25 protein-coding genes are annotated in these 24,334 nt (G+C 62.9%); 4 read left to right on the top strand and 21 right to left on the bottom strand.

The window, feature by feature from the left end; translation table 11 throughout:
- Window position 1: 1 nt before the first annotated feature.
- The 6 genes from EG244_RS13330 to EG244_RS13355 are packed head-to-tail and all read right to left on the bottom strand — an operon-like array spanning window position 2 to window position 6,015.
- Window positions 2–781 carry an enoyl-CoA hydratase-related protein gene (locus EG244_RS13330; protein WP_124965485.1) on the bottom strand — a complete coding sequence of 260 codons (780 nt, stop codon included), beginning with the start codon at window positions 779–781 and terminating at the stop codon, window positions 2–4.
- Window positions 778–1,941: a CaiB/BaiF CoA transferase family protein gene (locus EG244_RS13335; protein WP_124965486.1), complete on the bottom strand. Its 1,164-nt coding sequence runs from the start codon at window positions 1,939–1,941 to the stop codon at window positions 778–780. The genes EG244_RS13330 and EG244_RS13335 overlap by 4 nt, the downstream gene beginning before the upstream one ends.
- A complete protein-coding gene (locus EG244_RS13340; protein WP_124965487.1) occupies window positions 1,938–3,305 on the bottom strand; it encodes an FAD-dependent oxidoreductase in 1,368 nt (455 codons plus the stop codon). The genes EG244_RS13335 and EG244_RS13340 overlap by 4 nt, the downstream gene beginning before the upstream one ends.
- A 51-nt stretch (window positions 3,306–3,356) precedes the next feature.
- Window positions 3,357–4,157, bottom strand: a complete 801-nt coding sequence (locus EG244_RS13345; protein ID WP_233589008.1) for an ABC transporter permease — start codon at window positions 4,155–4,157, stop codon at window positions 3,357–3,359.
- Window positions 4,157–4,948 carry an ABC transporter ATP-binding protein gene (locus tag EG244_RS13350; RefSeq protein ID WP_124965489.1) on the bottom strand — a complete coding sequence of 264 codons (792 nt, stop codon included), beginning with the start codon at window positions 4,946–4,948 and terminating at the stop codon, window positions 4,157–4,159. Before EG244_RS13350 ends, EG244_RS13345 begins: the two co-directional genes overlap by 1 nt.
- Window positions 4,949–4,950: 2 nt before the next feature.
- A complete protein-coding gene (locus EG244_RS13355; RefSeq protein ID WP_124965490.1) occupies window positions 4,951–6,015 on the bottom strand; it encodes an ABC transporter substrate-binding protein in 1,065 nt (354 codons plus the stop codon).
- A 140-nt stretch (window positions 6,016–6,155) separates the two neighbouring features.
- Between EG244_RS13355 and EG244_RS13360 the strand changes: the two genes are divergently transcribed.
- Window positions 6,156–7,058, top strand: coding sequence for a LysR family transcriptional regulator (locus tag EG244_RS13360; RefSeq protein WP_124965491.1), 903 nt, complete (start codon window positions 6,156–6,158; stop codon window positions 7,056–7,058).
- A 33-nt stretch (window positions 7,059–7,091) separates the two neighbouring features.
- On the opposite strand, the gene EG244_RS13365 is transcribed toward EG244_RS13360, so the two are convergent.
- Window positions 7,092–8,528 carry an NAD-dependent succinate-semialdehyde dehydrogenase gene (locus EG244_RS13365; RefSeq protein WP_124965492.1) on the bottom strand — a complete coding sequence of 479 codons (1,437 nt, stop codon included), beginning with the start codon at window positions 8,526–8,528 and terminating at the stop codon, window positions 7,092–7,094.
- A 346-nt stretch (window positions 8,529–8,874) separates the two neighbouring features.
- Entirely contained in the window at window positions 8,875–9,573 is a 699-nt protein-coding gene (locus tag EG244_RS13370) for a DUF421 domain-containing protein (RefSeq protein WP_124965493.1), read from the bottom strand.
- Window positions 9,574–9,700: 127 nt separating this feature from the next.
- On the opposite strand from EG244_RS13370, the gene EG244_RS13375 reads away from it, so the two are divergent.
- Entirely contained in the window at window positions 9,701–10,261 is a 561-nt protein-coding gene (locus tag EG244_RS13375) for a carboxymuconolactone decarboxylase family protein (RefSeq protein ID WP_124965494.1), read from the top strand.
- Window positions 10,262–10,761: 500 nt separating this feature from the next.
- Here EG244_RS13375 and EG244_RS13380 read toward each other — a convergent pair whose 3' ends face one another.
- From EG244_RS13380 to EG244_RS13425, 12 genes are all read right to left on the bottom strand, one after another.
- On the bottom strand, window positions 10,762–11,601 hold the full coding sequence (locus tag EG244_RS13380) for a 2OG-Fe(II) oxygenase (protein ID WP_124965495.1): 840 nt from the start codon (window positions 11,599–11,601) through the stop codon (window positions 10,762–10,764).
- 536 nt (window positions 11,602–12,137) lie between these two features.
- Window positions 12,138–12,725 (bottom strand): sigma-70 family RNA polymerase sigma factor, encoded by a 588-nt coding sequence (locus tag EG244_RS13385; RefSeq protein WP_124965496.1) that lies wholly within the window; start codon window positions 12,723–12,725, stop codon window positions 12,138–12,140.
- Window positions 12,726–13,049: 324 nt separating this feature from the next.
- Window positions 13,050–13,433, bottom strand: a complete 384-nt coding sequence (locus EG244_RS13390; RefSeq protein ID WP_124965497.1) for a hypothetical protein — start codon at window positions 13,431–13,433, stop codon at window positions 13,050–13,052.
- A gap of 105 nt (window positions 13,434–13,538) precedes the next feature.
- Window positions 13,539–13,841 carry a hypothetical protein gene (locus EG244_RS13395; RefSeq protein WP_124965498.1) on the bottom strand — a complete coding sequence of 101 codons (303 nt, stop codon included), beginning with the start codon at window positions 13,839–13,841 and terminating at the stop codon, window positions 13,539–13,541.
- Window positions 13,842–13,871: 30 nt separating this feature from the next.
- The gene (locus EG244_RS13400; protein ID WP_124965499.1) at window positions 13,872–14,384 is read right to left on the bottom strand and encodes a superoxide dismutase family protein; all 513 of its coding nucleotides are present in this window, start codon (window positions 14,382–14,384) and stop codon (window positions 13,872–13,874) included.
- A 60-nt stretch (window positions 14,385–14,444) separates the two neighbouring features.
- Window positions 14,445–14,615 carry a hypothetical protein gene (locus EG244_RS20435; RefSeq protein ID WP_158617306.1) on the bottom strand — a complete coding sequence of 57 codons (171 nt, stop codon included), beginning with the start codon at window positions 14,613–14,615 and terminating at the stop codon, window positions 14,445–14,447.
- A gap of 140 nt (window positions 14,616–14,755) precedes the next feature.
- Window positions 14,756–16,579, bottom strand: coding sequence for a sensor histidine kinase (locus EG244_RS13405; RefSeq protein WP_124965500.1), 1,824 nt, complete (start codon window positions 16,577–16,579; stop codon window positions 14,756–14,758).
- 98 nt (window positions 16,580–16,677) lie between these two features.
- Entirely contained in the window at window positions 16,678–16,875 is a 198-nt protein-coding gene (locus EG244_RS20690) for a hypothetical protein (protein ID WP_199737968.1), read from the bottom strand.
- Between the two features lie 35 nt (window positions 16,876–16,910).
- A complete protein-coding gene (locus EG244_RS13410; protein ID WP_124965501.1) occupies window positions 16,911–17,447 on the bottom strand; it encodes a response regulator in 537 nt (178 codons plus the stop codon).
- Between the two features lie 299 nt (window positions 17,448–17,746).
- Window positions 17,747–18,415 (bottom strand): CoA transferase subunit B, encoded by a 669-nt coding sequence (locus EG244_RS13415; protein ID WP_124965502.1) that lies wholly within the window; start codon window positions 18,413–18,415, stop codon window positions 17,747–17,749.
- Between the two features lie 3 nt (window positions 18,416–18,418).
- Window positions 18,419–19,150, bottom strand: coding sequence for a 3-oxoacid CoA-transferase subunit A (locus EG244_RS13420; RefSeq protein ID WP_124965503.1), 732 nt, complete (start codon window positions 19,148–19,150; stop codon window positions 18,419–18,421).
- 83 nt (window positions 19,151–19,233) lie between these two features.
- Complete coding sequence (locus EG244_RS13425) at window positions 19,234–20,667, bottom strand: aldehyde dehydrogenase family protein (protein ID WP_124965504.1); 1,434 nt, start codon at window positions 20,665–20,667, stop codon at window positions 19,234–19,236.
- Between the two features lie 104 nt (window positions 20,668–20,771).
- Between EG244_RS13425 and EG244_RS13430 the strand changes: the two genes are divergently transcribed.
- The gene (locus EG244_RS13430; RefSeq protein WP_158617307.1) at window positions 20,772–21,671 is read left to right on the top strand and encodes a helix-turn-helix transcriptional regulator; all 900 of its coding nucleotides are present in this window, start codon (window positions 20,772–20,774) and stop codon (window positions 21,669–21,671) included.
- Window positions 21,672–21,938: 267 nt separating this feature from the next.
- A complete protein-coding gene (locus tag EG244_RS13435; RefSeq protein ID WP_124965506.1) occupies window positions 21,939–23,417 on the top strand; it encodes an aldehyde dehydrogenase family protein in 1,479 nt (492 codons plus the stop codon).
- Between the two features lie 42 nt (window positions 23,418–23,459).
- Here the strand turns inward: EG244_RS13435 and EG244_RS13440 are convergent, their stop codons facing one another.
- Window positions 23,460–24,296: a helix-turn-helix domain-containing protein gene (locus tag EG244_RS13440; RefSeq protein ID WP_158617308.1), complete on the bottom strand. Its 837-nt coding sequence runs from the start codon at window positions 24,294–24,296 to the stop codon at window positions 23,460–23,462.
- Window positions 24,297–24,334: the final 38 nt, after the last annotated feature.

Raw genomic sequence — 24,334 nt, forward strand, 5'->3', positions numbered from 1 at the left:
CTCAGCGGCCTTTCCAGACCGGCGCGCGCTTCTCGTTGAAAGCGGCGACGCCTTCGTGCTGATCCTCTGACTGCAGCGCGGTGACCAGTTCGGGAAGCTTTGCCGCCGCCGCCTCGCGCGCTGACATCTGCGCGGTTTTGCGGATCATCGCCTTGATCGCGCGCAGCGACAGCGGCGCGCAGGCGGTGATATCCGCAATCCAGCGGTCCACCTCGGCGTCAAGCTCTGCCGCGGGGACCACGGCATTGATCAGCCCATAGCGCGCCATGTCCGCCGCCGGGACCATGCAGCCCGTCAGCATCATCCCCGCCGCGATATTGCGCGGGATCAGCCGCTGCAAAAGCACCATGCCGCCATCGAGGGGCAGGCGTCCGACGCGCGCTTCGGTCAGACCAAAGCGCGCATGCTCGGCAGCGATGACGATATCGGCGCCCAGAACCATCTCCATCCCGCCGCCCAGAGCAAAGCCATTGACCCTTGCGATCACCGGCACCTTCAGCGTGTCGCGAAAGGTGATGCCGCCAAAGCCCATGGGATTGCCATCGGCCCAGTATTCGACGCCGCTTTTCGCCTTATCGCCGGATTTCATATCCGCGCCCGCCGAGAAGGCCTTTTCGCCCGCCCCGCTCAGCACGACACAGCGGACCGAAGGATCGCTTTCCAGCTGCTGCCAGATCGCTTCCAGCTGCGCTGAGGTGGCCAGATCCACCGCATTCATCCGCTCGGGGCGGTTGATGGTGACGCGGGCAACGCCACCTGTGATGTCGAGATCGACGCTCATGCCGGCTGGCTTTCGCGCGCCTGGGCCAGTTCGGCGAGTATCTCCGCCGTATGCTGGCCAAGGCGCGGCGGCAGATGGCGCAGGACGGGCGTCACCTCGGAGAGATGCACCGGGGTCGCCATCTGGGTGACCTTGCCGTAATGCGGCAGATCCATTTCCAGAAGCATGCCGTTGATGCGGGTCTGCGGATCCTCCAGCGCCTCACCAAGCGAGCGGACGGGCGCGCAAAGCAGGTCTTCTGCCTCAAGACGCTCCAGCCAGTAGCCACGGGTTTTGGTGGCGATCCGGTCGCGGAAGGTCTTTTGCAGGAAGGGTTTATTGGCGCGCTGGCTGGCGAGGTCGGGATATTGCGGCGACAGATCTTCCAGCTCCAGCGCCTTGCAGATATCGCGCAGCGGGTTTTCTTTGAAGGCGCCCACGATCACCAGACCGCCGTCGGTGGCGTCAAAATAACCCGTCAGCGGCATGGCCGCCCAGTTCAGCACCTCGCGGTGCGCGTTCCACTGCGCGGCCTCCTGCATCTGCATGGCCAGAATGGAATCGTAGAGCGAGACGCCAACTTTCTGGCCGCGCCCGGTTTTCTCGCGCATCAGAAGGGCGGCCATAATGCCCTGCACCAGATGCATCCCGGCGGTGTAATCACACAAAGTGGTTGGATAGATCGAACGCGGGACCGAAGGGTCCGAGGTCTTTTCCATCACCCCCGTCATGGCCTGGGCCAGCACGTCCTGGCCGCCCTTATGGGCATAGGGGCCTACCGGGCCAAAGCCGGTGCCCGAGGCGCAGATGATCCGCGGGTTCAGTTTCGACAGCGCCTCATAACCAAAGCCCAGACGATCCATCACGCCCGCGCGGAAGTTGTCGACCACGACATCCGCGGTGCGGCACAGATCGAGCAGCGCCTGTTTGCCCTCGGGCGTTTTGCTGTCGAGTTCCACCGAGCGTTTGTTGCGGTTGAGCGAGGCATAGACCACATTGTTCATCGACTTCTCATCCGAGAGGCCGAAGAAATTGCGCGAGAGATCCCCCGCGCCGGGACGCTCAATCTTGATCACATCCGCACCGAAATCGCCCAGAACCTGGGTGGCGCAGGGGCCAAGCATAACTTGCGTGAAATCAATCACCCGCACGCCGGAGAGGGGAAGGGTCGGGGCAGTCATTGGGCAGTCTCCATGGTCTCAACCAGCGCGTTCGGCGAGGGAACGTCACCGGGGTCGGCGCCCTGGGCGCGCATCTGTTTCTGAATGGCCCGCGCATCGACATCGCGCAGCGCCACATTGCCCGCAATCGCCAGCGCCGCCGCGATGCCTGAGGCCTCACCCTGCGCCATGCAGGGCGGGATTTCGCGGGAAAGCTTCTGCGCTTCGCTTTCGACCGAGTAATGACGGCCCGCAACGATCAGGTTGTCGATGCCCTTGGGCAGCAGGGCGCGGTAGGGGGTATAGTAATCGCGGCCCCGGCAGACGCTGTCGGCAAACCAGCGGCGCTTGGTCAGATCGTCTTTTGTCACCACATATTCGCCCTGCAAAAGGCGGGTCTGGCGGATGCCCATCTGCTCGGCAGCGCCCAGCATTTTGGCATTCTCAAAGCCGGGGATGTTCTCACGGGCGAAGGCCAGCAGCTTCATCATCCGCTCGCGGCCCTCATATTCAGAGGCGACCATATGCTCGGGCGACATGCCGTCATAGCCAGGCATATGCGGGCAGTTGCACCAGACGATCCCCGGCAGCGGCGTTTTCAGCCACCACATGCCCCAGGCCCCGCCGATCACGCGGCGTGCGGCACGGTCGAGGGCTTTGTATTCCTCGGGATGGCTGTATTCAAAAGCCTCCGCCTTCGCGGTATCCACATCGCAGAGCCGGAAAACCGTGGTGACGATGAACTGGCCCTGCAGATAGCTGGCCCCGGCGGAGGCGCCGACATCGAGATCCCCGGTCGCATCAATGACCATTTTCGCGCGGATCGCCTGGCGACCCATCTTGGTCTGCGCGACCACGCCGGTCATCTTGCCGCCCTCCATCAGGGCCTCAGAGAACCAGGAATGGGTGCGCAGCTCTACCCCCGCTTCGCGGACCATATCGAGCGAGACGCGCTTCCAGCAGTCGGGATCAAAGGCAACTGCGTGGATGATCGGCTGCGGCATCCCCGTTGAGTGGAAGTCAATCGCACCCCAGCGGGACCATTTCTTCCAGGCCTCCCAGTCGGTGCGGCAGTCCTCGGGGGGCGGATAGATCGCGCCGTCCTGGGCCTTCATGCGTTCGGTGAATTCCGAGACGATGCCGGTGGTGACGATCTCGGTCCCGGCGTTGACCATGTCATCCAGCACCAGAACCATCCCGCCCGAGGCCATGCCGCCGAGGTGGTGGTACCGCTCCAGCAGCACGACCTTACAGCCATTGCGCGCGGCCGAGACGGCGGCAGAGGTGCCTGCCGGGCCAGCGCCCACAACGACCACATCGCAGTCTGCAACGACCGGAACCTGACCGGCTGCAACAGACACAAATTCTCTGTGACGCTCCGACATGCGAAGGCCTCCCATGGTAAATAAGAATGATCTGGCGAGGGCGGTGCGCTGTTACCAGCGCACGATCAGCCGCTCGGAGAGTGACACAAGCGCGAACATCAGCACCGACAGCCCCGAGGACAGAAAGACGGTGGCGTAAAGAACCGCTGAGCGGAAGTTGAAGGTGCTGTCGAGGATCAGCGCCCCAAGGCCTTTATCCGCGCCGACCCATTCCCCGACGATCGCACCGATCACACAGGTGGTGGCCGCGATCTTCAGCGCCGAAAACAGAAAGGGCAGCGAGGAGGGCAGACGGATCTTCCAGAAGACCTCAGATTTTGAGGCCGACAGGATCCGCGCCAGTTCCAGCGACTGGGGGCTGACCGATTGCAGCCCGCGCACCATATTGACCAGCGTCGGGAAGAAGCAGATCAGCGCCGCAATCACCACCTTCGCCGTCAGCCCGGCGCCAAAGATCAGCACCAGGATCGGCGCCATGGCCAGCACCGGGATGGTGTTGATGAAGACCGCGATGGGGAAAAAGGCGCGCTCTGCGGTGCGCGAATGCACAAAGGCCACGGCCAGCATGATCGCGATGGTATTTCCGGCGATAAAGCCGAGCACGCTTTCATAAAAGGTGGGCCAGAAGTTCGACGCCAGCAGCGGCCACTGATTGACGAAAACCATCGCCACATCTGAGGGCGCGGGCGCGATGAAGGGCGGCACTTTAAAAATCCGCACCCCGAATTCCCAGGCCAGCAGCAGGGCGATGCCGGTGCAGATGGGCAGGGCGGCTTTCAGGAAACGCTCGCGGCGGATGGCGGCGAGTTGCGGATCGGCGGCGCTGTCCGCGGCGCGGTCAATGACGGCCATCAGCATTGCTCCAATATGTCGCGCAGCCGTGAGGCATAGCGGATAAATTCAGGGCTTTCGCGGTCACGGATCAGCCGCGGATAGGGCAGATCAATATCCACCACTTCCTTCAGACGACCCGGGCGGGCTTTCAGCATCAGAACCTTCTGGCCCAGGAAGACCGCCTCCGGAATGGAGTGGGTGACGAAGAGAACCGTCACGCCGGTCTCCTGCCAGATGTTCAGAAGCTGCAGGTTCAGGTGATCGCGGGTGATCTCATCCAGCGCGCCAAACGGCTCATCCATCAGCAGGATGCGCGGCTGGCACACGAGGGCACGGGCGATGGCCACGCGCTGGCGCATCCCGCCCGAAAGCTCATGCGGCAGCGCATCTTCACGCCCCTTCAACCCCACCAGTTCCAGCAGCTCTCGCGGGGTGCGGCCCCCCGTGGGCAGACGGATGCCACGGGATTTGCCGATCTCAAGGGGCAGCTCGACATTCTTCAGCGCCGAGCGCCAGGGCAGAAGCGTGGCGTCCTGGAACACGAAGGCGAATTCCCGCGCGAGACGCGCTTCCTCCACCGTCTTGCCAAGCACCTCCACGCTGCCCGAAGCGGCCGGGACCAGATCCGAGACAAGGCGCAGAAGGGTGGATTTGCCGCAACCCGAAGGCCCGAGGACGGAGTAAAAGGCCCCCGCCTCAATCTCAAGCGACAGATCTTCAATGGCCGTAAACTGCCCAAAGCGCACCGAGGCCCGCTTCAGCACGGCCGCCTTCGGGGTCACCCCGGCTGCGGAGAGGTCCAGACCCATGGTCATGCTCCGAATTTGGCCCGCACATCGGCGGTGGCTTCAAGGATTTCCATCGTCATGATGTCGTCAACCGACGGCACCGGGCCCTGGAACTGGCCGAGCGCGGTATATTGCTCGATCTGTTTTTCCCAGTTTTCCCGGGTCATCTGACCCCAGCCATTGGCTTTGGTCTGCGCGTTGAAGCAATATTCATCCATCAGCATGTCGACGGTCGCCAGCTCATCCGCCAGCACCATATTGGGATAGCGCTTCACCAGCATCTCAACCGCTTCTTTGCGGTTCTCAAAGGCCCAGGCCCAGCCGCGTGCAGAAGCGCGCATCATGGCCACAACCTTGTCCTTGTGGTTCGTCAGCATATCGTCGGTGGTGTAATAGGGGTTGGCATAAAGCTGCACGCCCGCATCCCAGAGCGTCAGTTCCACCCGGTCGGGCCCAAGCGCCACCAGCACCGGCGTATTGGTGCGCCAGCCGGTCACCACATCGACCTGACCGGTCAGCAGCGGTGCCACATCCGAGCCCATCACCGAGATTTCAAGCTGGTCTTCTTTGATGCCATTGGCCGCCAGAAGTGCCTGCAGCAGCACCCGCGCGGTGCCATTGGTGGCAACTTTTTTGCCGATCATATCTTCCGGTTTGGCCACCGGTTTCGACTTCATCGAGAAATAAGTGAAGGGGTGGCGCTGATAGCCTGCCGCAATACATTTGATCGGAATTCCGGCGGAACGCGCCAGCATCAGCGAGGGCGAAGAAGAGTAGGAGCCCAGATTGGCTGACCCTGAGGCAACCGAGGCGATCCCGTCGACGTTCGGCCCGCCCGGAACGATCTCAAGTTTGAGACCTTCTTCGGCGTAAAAGCCCTTCTCGTCGGCGGCAATTTCACCAAGAATTCCGTTAGATGCGAGCCAGCCCAGCTGCAGGCGGCAGGTATAAAGATCCTGCGCCCCGGCGGGCAGAATGGTCAGAAGACTGCCACCGGTAAAGGCACCTGCAGCGGCAAGCGAGGTCCCCAGAAAGCGGCGGCGGGTGGCGGAAAAGTCGGAACGGTTACGCGAAACGGGATCGGTCATCCTAAGATCTCCTGTCGGGGGTGCTCCGGCTCTTCGGCCTGGACTGGTGAAAACTGTGGCAGTATGTCGCGGCCGGGCATAGAAGCAATCTTGTCCAGCAGTGGTGCATTTTTTGCACCACGATTCGGGAGTGTGCCGCCATGCATTCGATATTTTTGCGCTATCTTGATGAGACCGCGAGACAGGGATCGATCCGAAAAGCCGCAGCGGTGCTGAACGTTTCATCAACCGCGGTAAACCGCAAAATAATCGCTGTAGAAGAGCAGCTTGGCGTCAGATTGCTCTCGCGCACGGCCGAAGGGGTCGAGCTGACGGCAGCGGGGCGGATCGTGCTGGAACATTGCCGCCGCACGCTGATGGAATACCGTCAGGTGCAGCTTCGCCTGGGCGATATCCGCGATCTGCGCGCAGCACATATTGGCATCGCCACCATCGATTCGGTCTCGATGGAGTTCCTGCCCCGCGTCCTCGATCTCTTTCAGCAGGAACATTCGGCCACCAGTTTCACCATCAACCACTGCCAGCCCGAGGAGGTGATGTCCGCCGTTGCCGCCGGAGAAGCGGATATCGGCGTGTCTTTTCTGCTCGATCTGCACCCTGATGTGCGCGCCGTGGCCCGCCGCGGGGCGGCGATCGGCATCATTTTGCGCGCGGATCATCCGCTGGCAGAGCGCAGCAGCCTGAGTGTGCATGACATCGCCGATTACACCCTGGTGCGCACCACGGATGCGCGGGGGCGTCATTCGATCATCGATCAGGTGGTCACGGATTCCATGGTGCAAAGCCAGGCGACGCTGTTTACCAACTCGCTGCCGCTGGCGCGTCAGATGATCCTCGCCGGGCGCGGGATCGGGCTTTACACGCGGCTGGGGTTTCTAAGCGAGCTGGAGAGCGGCAGTCTGCGCTTTGTGCCGCTGGATGCGCAGCAGTTGAATGATCTGCGGATCGGCGTGCTGATCAGCTCAAAACGCCCGCTGGAGCCTGCCTCTGCGGTGATGTGCGACATGATCGCAGACCGGCTGAAGCGGCTGAACCTTGGCTGAGTCCCGGGCGGGTTTCCCCGCCCGGGCAAAGGCTTAGAGCGCCTGAGTCACGAAACGGGTGTCAAGATAAGCCTCAACCGCTTCCGAGCCGCCTTCGGTGCCATAGCCGCTGTCGCCGATGCCGCCGAAGGGCACTTCCGGCAGCGCAAGGCCCAGATGGTTCACGGTCAGCATGCCCGCGCGGGTCTCATTGCGCAGCCGCATCGAGGTTTCAGACGAGGTGGTAAAGGCATAGGAGGCCAGACCAAAGGGCAGGCGATTCGCCTCTGCCAGCGCGTCATCGACGCCCTGAACGCGGTTAATCACGGCGACCGGGCCGAAGGGCTCTTCGTTCATGATTGCAGCATTGACCGGCACATCGGCCAGCAGCGTCGGCTCATAATAATAGCCCTTATTGCCGATGCGGCGCCCGCCGGTCAGCAGCTTGGCGCCCTTCGAGATGGCGTCTTCCACCATCTTCTCAATCGCCGGGATGCGGCGCGCATTGGCCAGCGGCCCCATGTCCACGCCGTCGTCCATGCCATTGCCGATTTTCAGTTTTTCGGCGGCCGCTTTGAAGTCGGTGATGAACTCATCGGCCACGCCGTCCTGCACCAGAAAGCGGGTGGGCGAGACGCAGACCTGACCGGCGTTGCGGAATTTATGCATCGCCATCAGGGAGATAGCCTGCCCCATATCGGCATCGTCAAAGATCATGACCGGGGCGTGACCGCCCAGCTCCATGGTCGCGCGCTTCATATGCAGACCCGCAAGGCCCGCGAGCTGCTTGCCGATCGGGGTTGAGCCGGTGAAGCTGATTTTCTTAATCACCGGATGCGGGATCAGATATTCCGAGATCTCGGCGGGCACGCCGAAGACCAGGTTCACCACACCCGCAGGCACGCCCGCATCGACAAAACAGGCGATCATGGCCGCAGGCGAGGCCGGAGTTTCTTCCGGAGCCTTAACGATGATCGAGCAGCCGGTTGCCAGCGCGGCCGAGAGTTTGCGCACGACCTGGTTGATCGGGAAGTTCCAGGGCGTGAAGGCCGCGACCGGACCGACCGGATCTTTGATGGTGATCTGCAGCACATTGGAGGCGCGGGCCGGGATCACCTGACCATAGGTGCGGCGGGCTTCTTCGGCGAACCAGTCGATGGTATCGGCCGCACCCAGGGTCTCCATGCGCGACTGGCCAAGCGGTTTGCCCTGCTCCAGCGTCATCAGAACGGCGATGCCCTCGGCGCGGTCGCGCAGAAGCTGCGCCGCTTTGCGCATCACCTTGCTGCGGTCATAGGCGGAGACCTTTTTCCAGGTCTGGAACCCGCGCTCTGCCGCCTCAAGCGCGGCGTCGAGGTCGTCGCGGCTGGCATGGGCCAACTGCCCGATGACTTCTTCGGTGGCGGGATTACGAACGGCGATGGTGCGGCCGTCCGATGCGGCGCGCCAGACGCCATTGATCAGAAGCTGCGTGTCAGAATAGCTTGTCATGGAAAACCTCAGGGACCGCTTGGCGGTGCATGATCGGAAATGGGCACCGCCTGACTCAGAGGGTCCTGGCGGAACGGCGTCATGTGACAACAGATCGCAGGGGATCGCAAGCGAAGTCTGCCAGAAGCTGCGAACTTGCTGAAACACCCCAAAATCACGCAAGGATGAGGCGGCGTGAGCGCCTCGTGACGTGCAGACGGGCATTGCTGTGCTATTATAGTTAAATCAACTGGTTTCAACGCATCGCGTTTCAGGTGGCTTCGGTCCCGTCACAACATGCTCAAAGCCGGATGTGATGGGACAGGGCGTCTTCTCAGAAGGCGCCTTGTTTCCGTTTAAGGCCAGGCTATCGCCGCCACTCGGGCGCAGCCCGCGCCGCTGTCAGATCGCGGCTTCGACAATTGCTGCAGACCGGCCCCTCTGTGTCGCGGGTCATGGTGGTGCTGCCGCAGTTGCGACAGCAGAGGGTGTCGCCGGGCCCGGGTGCTTCTGACGGCTGCTCTTCCAGCGGCGGAACAATCGCCAGCCCCATCACAGGCCGATCCGCCGGAAAGAGCGAAATCTCACCCGAAGGCTCCATCCAGACACCGCTCAGAGAGCCCAGGTTCTGCACGCCGCGCAGCCGCAGCATCTCTGCCAGCTCCGCCGTGCCGATCTGCCGCGCGGTGATCCCGTCACAGATCATCACCCCATCCGTCAGCAGACGCCTCGGCTCGCCATCAATCAGGGCCTTCGCCCCACGCCAGCGCCGGATCACCAGATCAATCAGTTTATCAAGCAGGACCAGCATCAGAATCACCAGCATGGCGTGAAACAGCGGAACCTCGGCGTAGAACATCGCATCTCCCACCGCCGAGCCAAGCGCAATGACCAGCAGAAACTCAACGAGCGACAGCTGCGAGATGCTGCGCCCGCCGATCCAGCGCAGCAGAGCGATGCTCCAGATCCAGATGACCGCGATGCGAAAAAGGATCTCAGCATAGAAAAGCGGCGGATGCTGACCGGCAAAAAGCCGTTGGAGATCAAAGGGAAGAACCGGGTCCATACTGTCTCCTTCTCAGCCGGTATAACCCCGCCGGGGCCAGGAGCGTTCCGGTGCCACGCTTCGGATCCTGCGTGACATTTCCTGCCGCTGCTGCAGGATGGCCAAAGCACCAGGGAGGAATGCAGCCATGTTAAACCCGCTGAGCGATCCGGACTGGCCGGACGAAATTGCCGATCTGAGAGAGGGGTTTGCGGGTCGGCTGAACGTCTATCGCACCATGGCGCATCATCCCGATCTCCTGCGTGCCTGGAGCAGCTTTCGCAATCACTGCGTGCTCGGCACTGCCCTGACCCCGGCGCAGAGCGAGGTTGTGATCCTGCGCTGTGGCCTGCGGCTGCGCTCGGATTATGAATGGCAACATCATATCATCCGGGGCCGCAAAGCGGGGCTCAGCGATGCGCGGATCCTGTCGCTTTGCGGCGCGCTGAGCGGTATGGCGGCGGAGGATGCGGTGCTGGCCGCAGCCGTGGATGAACTTTTTACGGACAGCCGGCTGACCCAACCGCTCTATGACAGGGTGGTGGCGCTGGCGGGGCAAAAGGGGCTGCTTGATGTGATGGCGACGGTGGCGCATTACACGCTGCTCGGCTTTATTCTCAACAGCTTCGGGGTGCCGCTTGATGAAGATATCGCGGCCGCGCTGCGCGATGCACCGCTTGACGGGGCGCGACCGGCAGACGGGCAATAGCCGCAGGTTTCAGGTCCCTGAGGGTGTTTTGCACCCGTTCTGCCTGAAGGCGTTGCTTTTATTTATAAAAGTCCCATCTCAATCAGACAGCGGGCTGCAGTGCCCCATGTGAGGGGGTGAGACATGTTCAGGATTTTCAGCATGAGGGCCGGTCAGGCGCATGCGCCGCCCCGGCTCGGGTAGCTCTGTCAGACAGGGCACGGGCCGGGGAGCGGATCAAATTTCTGTTTGTTTGAAAGGCCTGACCCATGCACCGCGCATTTTTACCTGCTCTTTGCCCCGCCTGCGGAGAAAATGTTCCCCGCGCCGCCGCCCACCGCTGCCCGCATTGCCTGTTGCCCTTCGCGGCCGCCGCCGGACCCCGTCCTGGCCCTGCGCCAACAGCCCCCGTTAAACCGGGCCGCAAAGAGGGCTGAGCCCCGACGTTCCGCAGCGATTGAGGGGTGTCATCTGCACGGAAAGAGCCCCTGAGGCCTGTCCGTGCAGAAGAAACGCTTCGCTCAGATCCGGACGCCCAGCTTTCTGAGCGGTCCGAGCACACGCCGGAAGAGCACAGGCGGCAGATAATTCTCCAGCCGCGCATAGCGACGGGCTTCAATATCGACATGATCTGCAGTGCCGGGGCGCGGCTTGAACAAAGTCGAATGGGATTTGCGGCCTTCATGCCAGGTCGCGGTATAATAATAAAGCGCCAGCGACATACGTGGCAGACCGTCAGGATGCGCCACGGTGGATGGATTGCCGTGCCAGGTATCTGAGCCGGTGTTGAAACAGACCATGCGATTATAGAGCGGCACAAAGGACTTAACCATGGCGGTCATATCCGTGTTCCAGATCTCAAAGGAGCCGCCGTAGTCCTCTTGCCAGTCTTTATTCAGATAGATCAGCACGTTAATGCGACGTTCCAGATTGAGCGAGCGGTTGTGGTTGAAATCCGCATGAATATCGAGATGCCCGCCATTGGCCACGATATGCACCCCGCCGCCGTGGAAATACGGGTCGGGGATCAGACCCTTGATGCCGGTCATCTCTTCGAGAAACTGGATGAAGGGGCGTGAATTAAGGACATAAAAGAGATTACGGGTATAGGAAGGCAGCCGCTCAGGGATATAGCTCGACTTCAGGTTTTCCTGCGGGCGGCTGAAGCTGGTCTCGCTTTCGGGCAGCGACTTCAGATCTTCCAGCACACGCTCAAGCACTTCCGGGGGCAGGAAATTTTCAAATGAGCCGTAGGGATAGGGCTGCTGCGAGCGATAGGCTTCTGCCGCTGCCGCACCGGCAAGCTTTGCACCCTCGCCGTCCATCTGAAGGGTGTCGGGATCAATATTCAGAACCGCCATGGAACGCTCCAGTGAATCGCCAAACTTAATATCCGCTCCTGCCCCGCCTCTTCCGAAGCGATGCAGAGAAAGAACGCCTGTAATGCCGTTAATCGTGCGGCAAAGTCGCGCCAGTGTCCATGGGATTTTCCGCCGTGGCTCTTTCAAAGCCGCCGGCGGCACGCCCCAGGGGTGCCGCCACAGGATGCTTCAGGGCCGTGCACCGCGCCAAATGCCGCTCTTATGTCGCCAAAGGGCTTTGAGCTGCATCGCGCGTGTCTGGTGGTGATGTCACAAAAGCCGCGTAAAGGCGGGCACTTCCGCGGCTGCGGGATCGATCAGCCGGGCATGAAGTTTGGCTGATCCTTTCGGTTCGCGTCACGGATTTTATGACGCGGCAGGCGGGTGAACTCAGGCCCCATCCGGCGTTCCAGAGGCGCTGGCGCGGATGCCCCGGGCTCTCCCGCTGATCGTTGCGGGTAAAAATCGGAGCGCCTCTGCAAATTTGCTGCGGGCGGCCGTCGGCAGCCTGTGTGCCCGCAGCATAGCGCGCGGGGTCAGCGGGTGAACACATCTCCGAGTTCTTCGCGCAGTTTGGCTCTGGCACGGTTTATGCGGCTTTTGACGGTGCCAATATCGCAGTTCAGGATGCGCGCGGCGTCGATATAGCTGCTGCCCAATACGGTCACCAGGATGAGCGCCTCAGAGTAATGGGAAGGCATGCGGGCAAGGGCGCGGCCGGTTTCCTGGCGGGTGATCGACCAGATCTGGCCATCGGGCACCGCGACGGGCAGGCTGGCCACGCAATCGGTGGCGCCAGGAAGCTCGCGGCGTCGCAGGGCATAGGCTGAGTAGAAGCAGTTGCGCAAAATGGTGAAAAGCCAGGCCTTGAGGTTGCTGCCGGGGCGGAACTGGGCGATCGCACCGATCGCCCGCACCAGGGCGTCCTGGACAAGATCATCGGCCATGGTCGCATCGCGGCACAGAGAGCGGGCATAAATGCGCAGCGCAGGAATATGGGCCAAAACCTCATCGGCTTTAATCTTTGCCTGGGTGCGGTCGGCATGGCTGCGGGTGTGGGGCGGCTCTGTCGCAGGCGCCTGGGGCTCAGCCTCGGCAGAGGTGGCGACTTGGGAACAGGTCATGGGTCCTCCGTAACATCGACTGCGGGGGGCGGCAGCAGCCGGTGGCGGTGACTGCACGGCTCTGCCCTGTGACAAGGCAACGTTACGAAGGGAGGGCTGTTCCGCCCGACGGGGCGTTTGGTTACAGACCTGGCGGATTTTTGCCTGCACTGCGCGACAGGGGGTATTCCTGACTGCCAAAGCGGGACGGGGCTTAGGGAAATGCGACCTAATTATGCCTGCGCGGCCGGATCCTGAGGTTTACGGCCTGCGCATCAGCAAGTCAGAGAACGACCTTGAGAAATCAAAGCGGGGGCCGATAGCCCCCGCTCTGGTCCGATCCGCTCAGCGGGTGCCGGGATGGACGGGTAAAGCCCCGATCTCATCTTTGGTGATCGTCACATAGCCACGGGTTTCCCCGGCAGCATTGCGAAAGATATGCAGATGGCCGGGCTCAAGCTGCACGGAATGGCCCTCCTGGCCAAGCCAGGTGCCGACATCTGCAACAAGGGTCCCCGGCTCACCGGCGGTGACACTCAGCTTGCCGATCTCATTGCCGCCCTGATCATAGAGCGCAAGATTGTTCAGATCATCGGCCGTCAGTGTGCTGAACTCCACAGCGGAATAGCCGTCCGGCAGGGTGACCGCCGTGGTCGTGCCCTGAGCAAAGGCCGGCAGGGTGGTGAGAAAGGCGGCGGCAAGCGCCGCGGTCATGGTCTTACGGATCATCTTAATCTCCTGTTGAAGGGCTTCAGGTGAAGCGGTGGTGCAGGCCAGAGGTTTCAGGCATCCGGCTGCGGGATCTGCGGGCGATGGGGGCAGCGGGGATCCGGCTCAGTAATTTCCCGGCGGATCGCTGGCAGGAAAGGACTCGTCGATCGTCTCATCGAGGATGTCCCAGGTCTCGGGCGGCAGATCCATTTCGCGCCGTCCGGCGGGGCGGATGTAGTCGGGATCGTCGCGGGTCTCGGGCGGGGCATCAATGCCGGGATCGGGCAGATCGTCGGGCAGACTGTCGGGCGGCGTCTGCGTCGGAAATTCAGGAAGCTGCGGCACTTCATCGGGACCCGGCGCGGGCATGGGGATTTCCGTCGGCGTATCGATCTGCGGGCGGTGGGGATCGGGGGTAATGGTCATCACGGGACTCCTTTAAGGAAACTTCCGGTCTCAGGGTGCGGGGATCACGGCGCAGGCCAGCCGCTTTCCGGCATCGCCTGAGGGCTGAGTTTTGTAGTCATCGGCCTTTGCGTGAACGATCAGCGCGCGGCCCTGAATCGTCGCTTCGCCCGCCTCCCAGGTGACCAGGGGGGCGAAAACCTCAACCTCGACACGGCCCTCTGCGTCAGAACGGATATTGGGCAGATCGCCCGCGTGGGGTCCGGTTTCACTCAGCCAGCCGTGCTCAACATTGCCGGGGTTGAAGTGGCCGCCTGCGGCTTCGTGGCCCCCGGCGTGATCACAGGCCGGGTTTTGATGGATATGCAAAGCCAGCCAGGACGAGGGCGGCATCCCCTCCAGCTTTATGCCTAAGAGGACCCCGCCTTTGGCGGGCGTCAGCTGCGCAGTGCCGGTGGCCGCTTCGGAGCCTGCCTGGAAAGGGACCTCCGTCTGCGCCGCAGCAAAGCCAAAGGGCGCGGCCGAAAGGCTGAGGGCAAGGCAAAGCGTTCTGCAGGTCATCATATCCGTCTCCCGAATGTTCAAAGGGAATCCGAAGGGCCGGTGCCCTCCGGAGGAGGGGGCTCAGCGCGGCTGCTGACGGCTGTTTTCGGTGGGCGGGCTGTCTGGGTTCCGGCCCTGACGGCTGCGCTGCGGATCACTTTGACCAGACTGCTGGCCGCGGCCGCCGCCGGACGGATCCTGCCGGCGGTTTTCGGACGGTTGATCGCGCGGGGTCTTGGGATCCTGTGCCATTGGTCTCTCCTCCTGTGCGGCGCTGCTTTCACGCACCGACAAAAGAGAAACGGCCCGCGCCCCCGAATGTTTCCGGGGGCGCGGGCCCCTGGGCGGAACTGTGCCGCCGGACCCCAGGTCGGGCGGCGGGTCTTCGCGCCTCAGGCGCAGAGACGGCTGCGGGCCTCACTGTCTTCGCGGGGGCCGCGCAGCAGAAACTCTGCGGAGAACTCAACGCCCTCAGGCGGAAAGCTCAGCGAGATATCGGCCTGCAGCGTTGAGGCCAGAAGATCCCGGATCAGCACAGAGCCAAAGCCGCGCCGCGCGGGCCGCACCACTCCGGGACCGCCGCGCTCTTTCCAGGTCAGGCGCACTTTCGGCGCAGAGCCCGCGACCCCTTCGGTGATCTGCCAGCGGATTTCCACCCGCCCCTCCGGCACCGAGAGCGCCCCATATTTCAGCGCATTGGTGACCAGTTCATGCAAAGCCAGGGTGACCGAGAGCACCGCCTCGCCCGGCAGGGCCATCGGCGGGCCTTCGATGGTAAAGCGCTCGGTCTGGAAGGGGTCGAGCACCTCTGCGATCAGGGCGGCGGCGGAGACACTGCCCTGCCCCTGCCGCGTCAGCAGATCCTGCGACCGCGAGAGCGCGTAAACGCGTTTGGTGAAGACCTCATAATCGGGCAGATCATGTTTGCCGAGCGTCTGCCGCGCCAGGGCCAGAACGGTCGCGAGGATATTCTTCACCCGGTGTTTCATCTCAAAGAGCAAAAACTCGCGCAGCCGCGCCGCCTCAATGCGCGCAGAGATATCGCGGGAGATCTTTGATGCGCCAACGATCTCACCCGCCTCGTCAAAGATCGGCGAGACCGTCAGCTCGACCGCGATTTCGCGCCCGTCGCTGCAAAGCCGCGTGGTGTCATAAGGCTCAATGCGGAACCCTTCGCGGATGCGCTCGATGATCCGGCTTTCTTCATCGCCGCGCCCCTCTGGCAGCAGGCGCAGCACGGAGGTTCCGATCACCTCCCCGGCGCGCCAGCCATAAAGTCGCTCCGCGCCGCTGTTCCAGCTGGTGATGACCATATTAAGATCCATCGCAAGGATCGCGTCATCAGAGCCCTCAATGATCGCCGCGAGCCGGCGCAGCTCCGTTTCTTTGCGGCGGCGCTGCGTGATATCGCTGGTCAGCAAACAAAACGCCCGCCCGGAGGGCTCGCGGCTGTCTTCCACAATGCTCAGCGACTGCGAGACCCAGATGGTCCGCCCGTCGGAACGGCGGTAGCGCAGCTCCGTCACCTCCCCCTCGCGCTGCGGGTTCAGCCAGGCATCCTGCCAGTCCCGGGGGTCAATGACCTCGCGCAGGTTGCGGCCGGTCAGATTATGCGGCGTCTCTGCCAGCATATCGGCGAAATGGCGGTTCAGGGTGACAATGGTGCCATCCTCGCTCACCGTGCAGAGCCCTGCGGCCACGCCCGAAAGAACCGCCCGCATCCGGCTTTCATTTTCGCGCAATGTCCGGAGCGCCTCCACCCGGGAGGTGGTTTCCGACACGATGCAAAGCACCGCCTCAATCGTGCCGTCGCAGCCTCTGACGGGCGAGAAAGAGATATCGAAATAGACCGTTTCCGGATAGCCGTGACGCTCAATGTAAAACCGGCGGTCTTTCTCGGAGATGGTCTCACCGCTGCGCCGGACGTGGGTCAGCAGACCCTCAAGATCATCCCACAGCTCACTCCAGCTTTCAGAGGCCGGGCGGCCTAGGGCGCGCGGGTGCTTGGCGCCAATGGTGGGGGCATAGGCATCGTTATAAAAGGCCAGGAACTCCGGCCCGGCAAAAAAGCAGATCTGCGCTTCAGAGGCGAGGCTGATGGTCAGCACAGATTTCAGCGCCGCAGACCACTCGGCAAAAGGCTTCGCCCGGCCCGGGGGCGGATGATCCGCACGCATAAAGGCTGACAGTATCTGAGAGGCTTTGATGATCGTCACTCCTGTGTCCGACTGCGACAGCCTGACATATGCATGAAAGTTAATATACCAGGAGAACCCCTTACTTCGGCACGGTGCGCAGGGCGAAACGGCGCCTGTCAGCCCTCCCGATCCGCGAGCGCGCGCCCGAGACGCAGGGCGAGAACATAGAGGCGCTCGGGGATTTCTTCGCTCTCAGGCAAAGAGAGCGACGCAGACAGCCCGGGGGGGATGAGATCCCGGCCCGGGACCACAGCCGCCTCAGACTGACCGGGATCAGGGTGCAGAATTTCTGCAGATTTTTCGTCCTGAGACATCACGGCACCTTTCTGCGCTGCACAGACCATCCCGCTCATACCATCCGCTGCCGCCGCCAGTCTCCGAAGAGCGCCGAGACTTCCTGTCTCAGCCACTGGTCCGGGTCCTCTCCGGCTTCGGGAGGGCTGGTCTCATAATGCCGGATTGCGCGCTCCATGGCGAGTTCCAGAATATGGTCGGCGAGTTTATAATCGCCGCAGATATCCCGCGCCATATGCCGCCAGGCCGGAAGACGCTGCAAAACGCGCATCCGCCGCTGACGCCGCCCGGCTTGCTGCCTGCGCAGGGTTTCCAGCAACTGGCTGGTGGGCGCGGGCTTGGCACAGCGCGGCACCCGTTCCAGCCCGCCCGCCAGCGGCTCTCCGGCACTGCCGGAGTAAAAGACCACCGCCACACCCTGTTCCAGAAGCCGCGACGCGAAAGCAAAGGAGCGCTCGGACCCGATGCCGATATCAACAATCGCGCCATCAAGCGGTCCGTCAAAGGCGCTGGCCGCTTCGAGGGTGGTAAAGGGTCCGCAGACGTATTGCCCGAGCGCCGTGAGATCCGCAGCAAGCTGCCAGGCGATCATCGGATTATCCTCAAGAACCAGAAGACGCAGAGAAGGCTCCGGCTGGGGATCCTGTGCGGGCCAGACGCCGGGACAGGTTCCCACTGTGGGGCAAACTCCGCTCATAGGTCTCTCTTTCGGGTCAGGTTCGGGGGATCGGGCTCCGTGTCATGAAAAACGCCTTCGCAAACAGAATGTTCCCTCAGGTTGCAAATTTTTTTCCAAACTGCGGGAACCGCATCGGGCGGCGAGCTGTGCCAGCCCCCAAAAGCAAAACGGCCGCCCTTGAGGGGCGGCCGTTTCAGGCAGGACGACAGAACTCAGAGCTCCGGGACCACCAGATCCGTCACCGGACCATCAATCACCAGCTCCGCCCCGGTCAGGGCCTGAAGCTCTTCCAGCGACATGGAGGCCAGCTTTTCGCGCAGCACGAAGCGGCCCTCCACAATGTCGATCACCGCAAGCGAGGTATAAACCCGGGTCACGCAGCCCACGCCGGTCAGCGGCAGCGAGCATTGCTTCACCAGTTTCGGCTTGCCGTCTTTGGTGACGTGATCGGTGATCACGGCGACGCGTTTGGCACCATGGACCAGATCCATCGCACCGCCCACCGCCGGAACCCCCTTCGGGCCGGTCGACCAATTCGCCAGATCGCCATTTTCGGCGACTTCATAAGCGCCAAGGATCGCCACATCGAGGTGACCGCCGCGCACCATGGCGAAGCTGTCGGCGTGGTGGAAATAGCTCGCACCCGGCTTCAGGGTGACGGCCTTTTTGCCCGCGTTGATGACGTCCCAGTCTTCCTCGCCCGGAGCCGGGCTTTCACCGAAGTTCAGAATGCCGTTCTCGGTGTGGAAAATCGCCTCGCGGCCCTCAACGGTATATTGCGCGACCTTCTCGGGGAAACCGATGCCCAGGTTGACATAGGCGCCATCCTGAATGTCCTGCGCAGCGCGCCAGGCGATCTGATTGTTCGACAGCTTCTGCATGGCTCAACCCTCCAGCGGATAGGTGGCTTTGGCGCGGTTCAGGTCTTCTTCCTGAACGGCATTGGCAACCTCAACGATCTTCTGAACGAAGATGCCGGGGGTGTGGACGTTCTCGGGGTCGATCTGACCGGGGGCCACGATCTGTGCCGCCTGAACCACGGTCACGGCCGAAGCCATAGCCATGACGGGCGCAAAGTTGCGGGCCGCAGCGCGGAAGGTCAGGTTGCCGTGCAGATCCGCGGTCTGCGCTTTGATCAGCGCGTAATCGGCCTTCAGCCAGCGCTCGCGCACGTAAGAGCGGCCCTCAAAGACCTCAACCGGCTTGCCTTTCGCCAGATCCGTCCCAAAGGAGGTCGGCGTGTAGAAAGCCGGGATCCCGGCCCCACCGGCGCGGATGCGCTCTGCCAGCGTGCCCTGGGGCACCAGTTCCAGCTCAATCTGACCGGCGAGATAGCGTTCGGTAAAGACCACCGGATCCGCCGAGCGCGGGAAAGAGCAGATCAGCTTTTTCACCATGCCCGCTTCGATCAGCGCGGCGAGACCCACATGGCCGTTACCGGCATTGTTGTTCACCACGGTCAGATCTTTGGGGTGACCGGTCGCTTTAAAGCGGTCGATCAGCGCATGGATCAGCTCGATCGGCCCGCCGGCGCCGCCGAAGCCGCCGATCATCACCGTCATTCCATCTTCAATGCCTGCCACAGCAGACGCGAGGTCTTTGACTGTTTTGTCCATGAGATTCCTCATCCGTCGGGAGGTGCCCGAAGCTGCCATCCCAGATAAGGCCCGGGGCGGCAGGGGGCAATGCGAGCTGTGCGTTACACGACCGTTGTTCGACTATCGCACGAATGCGGCCCGATCGACGTCCAGTGAACTTCGGTAAACTCCTCAAGGGCCGCAGTGGTGCCAAAGCGGCCATAACCGCTGTTTTTCACCCCGCCCACCGGCAGCGCCGCATCATCCAGCACGGTGGGCTGGTTGATATGGCACATCCCGGCATCGATCCGCGCGGCCAGCGCCTTGGCACGGGGAAGATCCCGGCTCCAGATGGCCGCACTCAGGCCAAAGGCGCAGTCATTGGCCAGCGAGACCGCATCCTCATCGCTCTCGGCCCGGCAGACCACCACCAGGGGGCCGAACAGCTCTTCGTGCCAGACCCGCATTGAGGGGTCGGCACCGTCGAGAACCGTGGCCTCCATCAAGACCCCGGAGGCGGTCCCCCCGCACAAAAGCTCTACCCCCCGCGCGCGGGCTTCCTGGATCAGATCGGAAAGCCTGCGCACCGAGGCCGCGCTGATCACCGGCCCCATCGCGCCGCTTTCCGGCGTCATCCGGCGGGCATGGCTGAGAAAGCGCGCAAGGAAGTCATCGGCGATCGCCTCAGCGAGGATAATCCGGTCAGTGCTCATGCAGACCTGCCCCTGGTTGACAAAAGCCCCCCAGGCGGCGGCCTCTGCGGCGGCGTCAAGATCCGCATCTTCCAGCACGATCAGCGCGGCTTTGCCCGAGAGCCCCAGCAGACAGCGTTTCAGCGCGCCCGCCGCCATCTGCGCCACCTCGCGCCCCACCCGGGTCGAGCCGGTGAAATTCACCCGGCGCACGACAGTGTGGCTGATCAGCGCCTCCACCACCTCGCGGGCATGTTCGGGCGCATGGGTCACCACGCTCAGCACCCCCTCGGGCAGACCGGCATCGCGCAACAGCCGCCCGATTTCCAGATGGGTGCCCGCGCAAAGCTCTGACGCCTTCAGGATCACGCTGTTGCCGCAGGCCAGCGCCATGGCGATCGCGCGGATGCCAAGCGCCAGCGGCGCATTCCAGGGCGCAATGCCAAGACAAACCCCCGCCGCCGCGCGCCGCAGCAGATGCCCGCCCACTTCGCTCTCCCCCAGAAGAGGCGAGGTGGCGAGATCCGCAGCGCAAAGCAATTGCGCCCTGCCCTGCGCCAGATTGAACTCGGCCCAAGGGACGGTCGCGCCGATCTCCTCGCGCATCAGGCGGCGAAAACTCCCGGCCCGCGCGTCCAGCAGATCCACCGCGCGGCGCAGGATCGCCGCCCGATCCGCCCCGCGGGTCTCAGACCAGGCGGGAAAGGCCATGGCCGCCTGATTGGCGATCCGCCGCGCCTCGGCCGCGCGCAGCGCCGGAACGCGCGAGGCGATGCTGCCATCGGCCGGGTTCAGCCGCAGGCATTCGCCCCCCAGAACCACATGGGCACTGCGGGCGGGATCGGGGAAAGTCGTGTCAGCCATGAGACGTCCTGCAGATTGCGCCCGACCAGGGCGGGTCAGGCCATTCCATTCTGACGCATGGCATGTCATTTTCATACAAAGCAATTGTCAGAAAGTGCAGGCGCATGGCCGCTATGATCCCCGCAGATGATCTGAGCCGCCTGCTGCGGGCCGAGCCGCTGCCCGCCGGTCTGCGCATGCGCCAGATCCGTCCCGGTCGCGGCAGCTATGCCGATTATCTGCATCTGGTGCTGCTGAGCTCGGGGCGTCTTGACCTCGATCTGGCAGAGATCACCCATGAGGTCCGGGCCCCGGCGGCGCTGATCCTGCCCGCGCAGCCCGATCAGCTGCTACGGCTTGACGCGGGCTCAGAGGGCTATCTTCTGGGTCTTGCGCCGCAGCTTCTGGGCGAGGTCCTCGGCCTTGATCCCGAGATGGAGCGTATGCTGCCCCCGGGGGGCGGTCCGGTCCTGTGCACCGATCTGACCCCCGAAAGCGCGCCCGAGCCCGAAGCCCTGGCCCGCGCCATCCTGCACGAAAGCGCCGCGCCGCGCATCGGCAGCCGCACCGCCATCCTGTCCTGCCTGCGTCTTTTGGTGGTGCAACTCTGGCGCAACGCGCACCAGCACCTCGATCTTCCGGCCACGGGGAGCGATCTTCAGCTCATCGAATCCTTCCGCCGCGAGGTTGAGGTGCATTTTCGCAACCATCTTTCCGTGCGCGGCTATGCCGAGCGGCTGGGCGTCAGCGAGGCGCGTCTGCGGCGGCTCTGCCTGAAGAGCCAGGGCAAAACTCCGCTGCAGCTGATCCACCGCCGCATGATGCGCGAGGCCCTGGCCTGGCTGCAGCATTCCGCCCGTCCGGTGGCGGATATCGCGCAGTCCCTCGGCTTCACCGATGCGGCAGAGTTCAGCCATTTCTTCAAGCGCAGCAGCGGCCAGTCGCCCAGCCATTACCGCGCAGATCTGTCGCGCGGTGGCGAGAGGCGCGACACCGCCGAGGCCTCTTTCGCGGATTGGCCGTGACTTTCTGCCGTTACGTCATTTTAATATTGATCGAAAATCACATGCCTGTGACAATTTTTAACATTTAACCTTCATCTTCCGCCCACTATTTCATCAGTGTTACCGGAGGAAATCCGCCTGGAGGGCAGTTTTGGTAACAAACAGGCGGTCTTCTGTGCAGCAGATCGGCACCGCAGACGTTGGGGAGTATCCCGTCTGCGATGACCGTGATGGACCGTCTGAATTTGGGAAGAGCGCCTGGTGACAGGTCGAGACAGGAGATGCCGGATGAGCACCACCACCCCCACCACCGCCTATCAGGGTCTGGACCTGCAATTTATTGCAGGCGAATGGCGCCCCGGCTCGTCGGATCGCACCGCCGATAACCTGAACCCCTTTGATGGTTCGGTTCTGGGTACCACCAAACTCGCAAGCCGCGCGGATGTCGATGCCGCCTATGCGGCCGCAAAAGCGGCGCAGGTCGAATGGGCCGCCCGCGCGCCCGCCGAGCGGGAAGCGATCATCCGCCGCGCCGTGCAGATCTTTGACGCCCGCGCCGAGGAAATCCGTGGCTGGCTGGGCCGCGAATCCGGCTCAACGGTCATCAAATCGCATATCGAGCATGGCGCTGCCCGCACCATCACCGAATATTCCGCTGCCTTCCCGGGCAAAATCTCGGGCAAGCTGCTGGCCTGCGAGCCGGGCATGGAAAGCCGCTACTACCGTGAGGCGCTTGGCGTCATCGGTATCATCAGCCCCTGGAACTTCCCGCTGCATCTCTCGGTGCGCTCGGTGGCTCCGGCGCTGGCCTGCGGCAATGGCGTGGTGCTGAAACCGGCCTCGGATACCCCGATCACCGGCGGCACCCTGGTTGCCAAGATCTTCGAAGAAGCCGGCGTTCCGGCGGGTCTTCTGAACGTGGTGATCGGCTCGGGCGCGGAAATCGGCGATTATTTCGTTGAGCATGAAGTGCCCTCCTTCATCTCCTTCACCGGCTCGACCGATGTCGGCAAGCGCGTCGGCCAGCTGGCCACGGGCGGCAAATTCATCAAGCGCGTGGCGCTGGAACTGGGCGGCAATGCGCCGCTGGTCGTTCTCGATGATGCGGATGTCGATGCGGCTGTGGGCGCGGCCACCTTCGGGCGCTTCCTGCACCAGGGTCAGATCTGCATGTCGACGAACCGCGTGATCGTGGACGCAAAGATCTATGACGAATTCGTCGAAAAGCTGACCGCCCGTGCCTCGAAGATCACCTATGGCGATCCGCTGAACCCGGCGACCAACGTGGGCCCCGCGATCTCCAAAGGCCAGCGCAACGGCGTGGTTGCCAGGATTGAGCAGGCGAAGGCCGATGGCTCGCGCCTGGTGGTCTCGGGCCCGCTTGAGGGCAATGTCATCGCGCCGCATATCTTTGTGGACGTGGATCCGGCCTCGGCCCTGGCGCGTGAAGAGACCTTTGGCCCGGTCCTGCCGGTGATCAAAGCCCGCGATGAGGCCCATGCCCTGGAGCTGGCGAATGACACCGAATATGGCCTGTCGAGCGCGGTCTATACCCGCAACATCCAGCGCGGCGTGACCTTCGCCCGCCAGATCGTCGCCGGCATGACCCATATCAACGCCATCACCGTAGGCGATCACGCCAATGCGCCCTTCGGCGGTGAGAAGAACTCGGGCCTTGGCCGCTTTAACGGAGAGTGGATCATGGAAGAGTTCACCCGCACCCATTGGATCACCATCCACAATGAAGGTCCGAACTTCCCGTTCTGATCTGATGGAACCCCGGCCGAGAGGCCGGGGTTTTTCTTTGGCCTACGCCAGAAACTGCTGGCGATAGACCGAAGGCGTCAGCCCCGCCACACTGCGGAAGCGGCGCGAAAAATAGGAGGGATCCGTATAGCCAAGCCGATAGCCGATCTCTGCAATCGAGAGCTGCGTGAAGGCCAGCAGGCGGCGTGCCTCGGTCATCCGGGCCGCCTCAATATAATCGCTGACGCTCACCCCTGAAGCGGCGCGGCAGATCCGGTTCAGATGCCCGGTGGTGATGCCCATGGCGCGGGCGTAATCCCCGACCCCGCGCGTGGCACTCAGATCTTCGCGCAGAAACCTTACGAAATCGCCCATCCGCCTTTGCGTGGCGGCCTCTTCTGCGTCATCCTCACTCAGAGCGGCCTGCGCGACTGAAATCAGCACCGCCTGCCCCAGAGAGGCAAGAAGAGATGCCCGGAAAGTGCCAGTATCTTCAAAGGCCTGCACTAATGCGACCAAGAGTCGCAGGAACGCTGCGTCACATGTCGCCCGCAGGGGCCGCGTCAGCCGGGCTGCCAGATCCCCCGAGGCCGCCGGAAGCGCCTCCGTCAGGGTCAGCGGGAAGGAAAACACCCCACCTTCCGAGCCCTGCCGAAAGGCGAATCCATGCACCGCATGCACTGGAATATAGAGTAACTCTCCGTCCTGAAGCCGGTGCGTCTGACCATCGATCCGCACCTCGGCCGCACCGCGTTCCATATGGAAAAGCTGCACCATATCGGTATGCCGATGTGTGCCGATTTTCCAGTCATGCAGCCGTGCCCGATCGCGGATCCGCTCATGGTGGATCACATCGGGAAAGGCAGAGGTTTCGCCGAAGAGCTGAAAATTCGGGATCAATGTTTGCGCGTACATGCACGAATAGTACCAGTTTATGC

This window comes from Falsigemmobacter faecalis, assembly GCF_003863335.1.
GTDB lineage: Bacteria > Pseudomonadota > Alphaproteobacteria > Rhodobacterales > Rhodobacteraceae > Wagnerdoeblera > Wagnerdoeblera faecalis.

What these genes read in the sequence shown, in the direction of transcription:
- EG244_RS13330 (WP_124965485.1), bottom strand. Translation starts at nt 781, where the DNA reads ATGAGCGTCGATCTCGACATCACAGGTGGCGTTGCCCGCGTCACCATC.
- EG244_RS13335 (WP_124965486.1), bottom strand. Translation starts at nt 1,941, where the DNA reads ATGACTGCCCCGACCCTTCCCCTCTCCGGCGTGCGGGTGATTGATTTC.
- EG244_RS13340 (WP_124965487.1), bottom strand. Translation starts at nt 3,305, where the DNA reads ATGTCGGAGCGTCACAGAGAATTTGTGTCTGTTGCAGCCGGTCAGGTT.
- EG244_RS13345 (WP_233589008.1), bottom strand. Translation starts at nt 4,157, where the DNA reads ATGGCCGTCATTGACCGCGCCGCGGACAGCGCCGCCGATCCGCAACTC.
- EG244_RS13350 (WP_124965489.1), bottom strand. Translation starts at nt 4,948, where the DNA reads ATGGGTCTGGACCTCTCCGCAGCCGGGGTGACCCCGAAGGCGGCCGTG.
- EG244_RS13355 (WP_124965490.1), bottom strand. Translation starts at nt 6,015, where the DNA reads ATGACCGATCCCGTTTCGCGTAACCGTTCCGACTTTTCCGCCACCCGC.
- EG244_RS13360 (WP_124965491.1), top strand. Translation starts at nt 6,156, where the DNA reads ATGCATTCGATATTTTTGCGCTATCTTGATGAGACCGCGAGACAGGGA.
- EG244_RS13365 (WP_124965492.1), bottom strand. Translation starts at nt 8,528, where the DNA reads ATGACAAGCTATTCTGACACGCAGCTTCTGATCAATGGCGTCTGGCGC.
- EG244_RS13370 (WP_124965493.1), bottom strand. Translation starts at nt 9,573, where the DNA reads ATGGACCCGGTTCTTCCCTTTGATCTCCAACGGCTTTTTGCCGGTCAG.
- EG244_RS13375 (WP_124965494.1), top strand. Translation starts at nt 9,701, where the DNA reads ATGTTAAACCCGCTGAGCGATCCGGACTGGCCGGACGAAATTGCCGAT.
- EG244_RS13380 (WP_124965495.1), bottom strand. Translation starts at nt 11,601, where the DNA reads ATGGCGGTTCTGAATATTGATCCCGACACCCTTCAGATGGACGGCGAG.
- EG244_RS13385 (WP_124965496.1), bottom strand. Translation starts at nt 12,725, where the DNA reads ATGACCTGTTCCCAAGTCGCCACCTCTGCCGAGGCTGAGCCCCAGGCG.
- EG244_RS13390 (WP_124965497.1), bottom strand. Translation starts at nt 13,433, where the DNA reads ATGATCCGTAAGACCATGACCGCGGCGCTTGCCGCCGCCTTTCTCACC.
- EG244_RS13395 (WP_124965498.1), bottom strand. Translation starts at nt 13,841, where the DNA reads ATGACCATTACCCCCGATCCCCACCGCCCGCAGATCGATACGCCGACG.
- EG244_RS13400 (WP_124965499.1), bottom strand. Translation starts at nt 14,384, where the DNA reads ATGATGACCTGCAGAACGCTTTGCCTTGCCCTCAGCCTTTCGGCCGCG.
- EG244_RS20435 (WP_158617306.1), bottom strand. Translation starts at nt 14,615, where the DNA reads ATGGCACAGGATCCCAAGACCCCGCGCGATCAACCGTCCGAAAACCGC.
- EG244_RS20690 (WP_199737968.1), bottom strand. Translation starts at nt 16,875, where the DNA reads ATGTCTCAGGACGAAAAATCTGCAGAAATTCTGCACCCTGATCCCGGT.
- EG244_RS13410 (WP_124965501.1), bottom strand. Translation starts at nt 17,447, where the DNA reads ATGATCGCCTGGCAGCTTGCTGCGGATCTCACGGCGCTCGGGCAATAC.
- EG244_RS13415 (WP_124965502.1), bottom strand. Translation starts at nt 18,415, where the DNA reads ATGCAGAAGCTGTCGAACAATCAGATCGCCTGGCGCGCTGCGCAGGAC.
- EG244_RS13420 (WP_124965503.1), bottom strand. Translation starts at nt 19,150, where the DNA reads ATGGACAAAACAGTCAAAGACCTCGCGTCTGCTGTGGCAGGCATTGAA.
- EG244_RS13425 (WP_124965504.1), bottom strand. Translation starts at nt 20,667, where the DNA reads ATGGCTGACACGACTTTCCCCGATCCCGCCCGCAGTGCCCATGTGGTT.
- EG244_RS13430 (WP_158617307.1), top strand. Translation starts at nt 20,772, where the DNA reads ATGGCCGCTATGATCCCCGCAGATGATCTGAGCCGCCTGCTGCGGGCC.
- EG244_RS13435 (WP_124965506.1), top strand. Translation starts at nt 21,939, where the DNA reads ATGAGCACCACCACCCCCACCACCGCCTATCAGGGTCTGGACCTGCAA.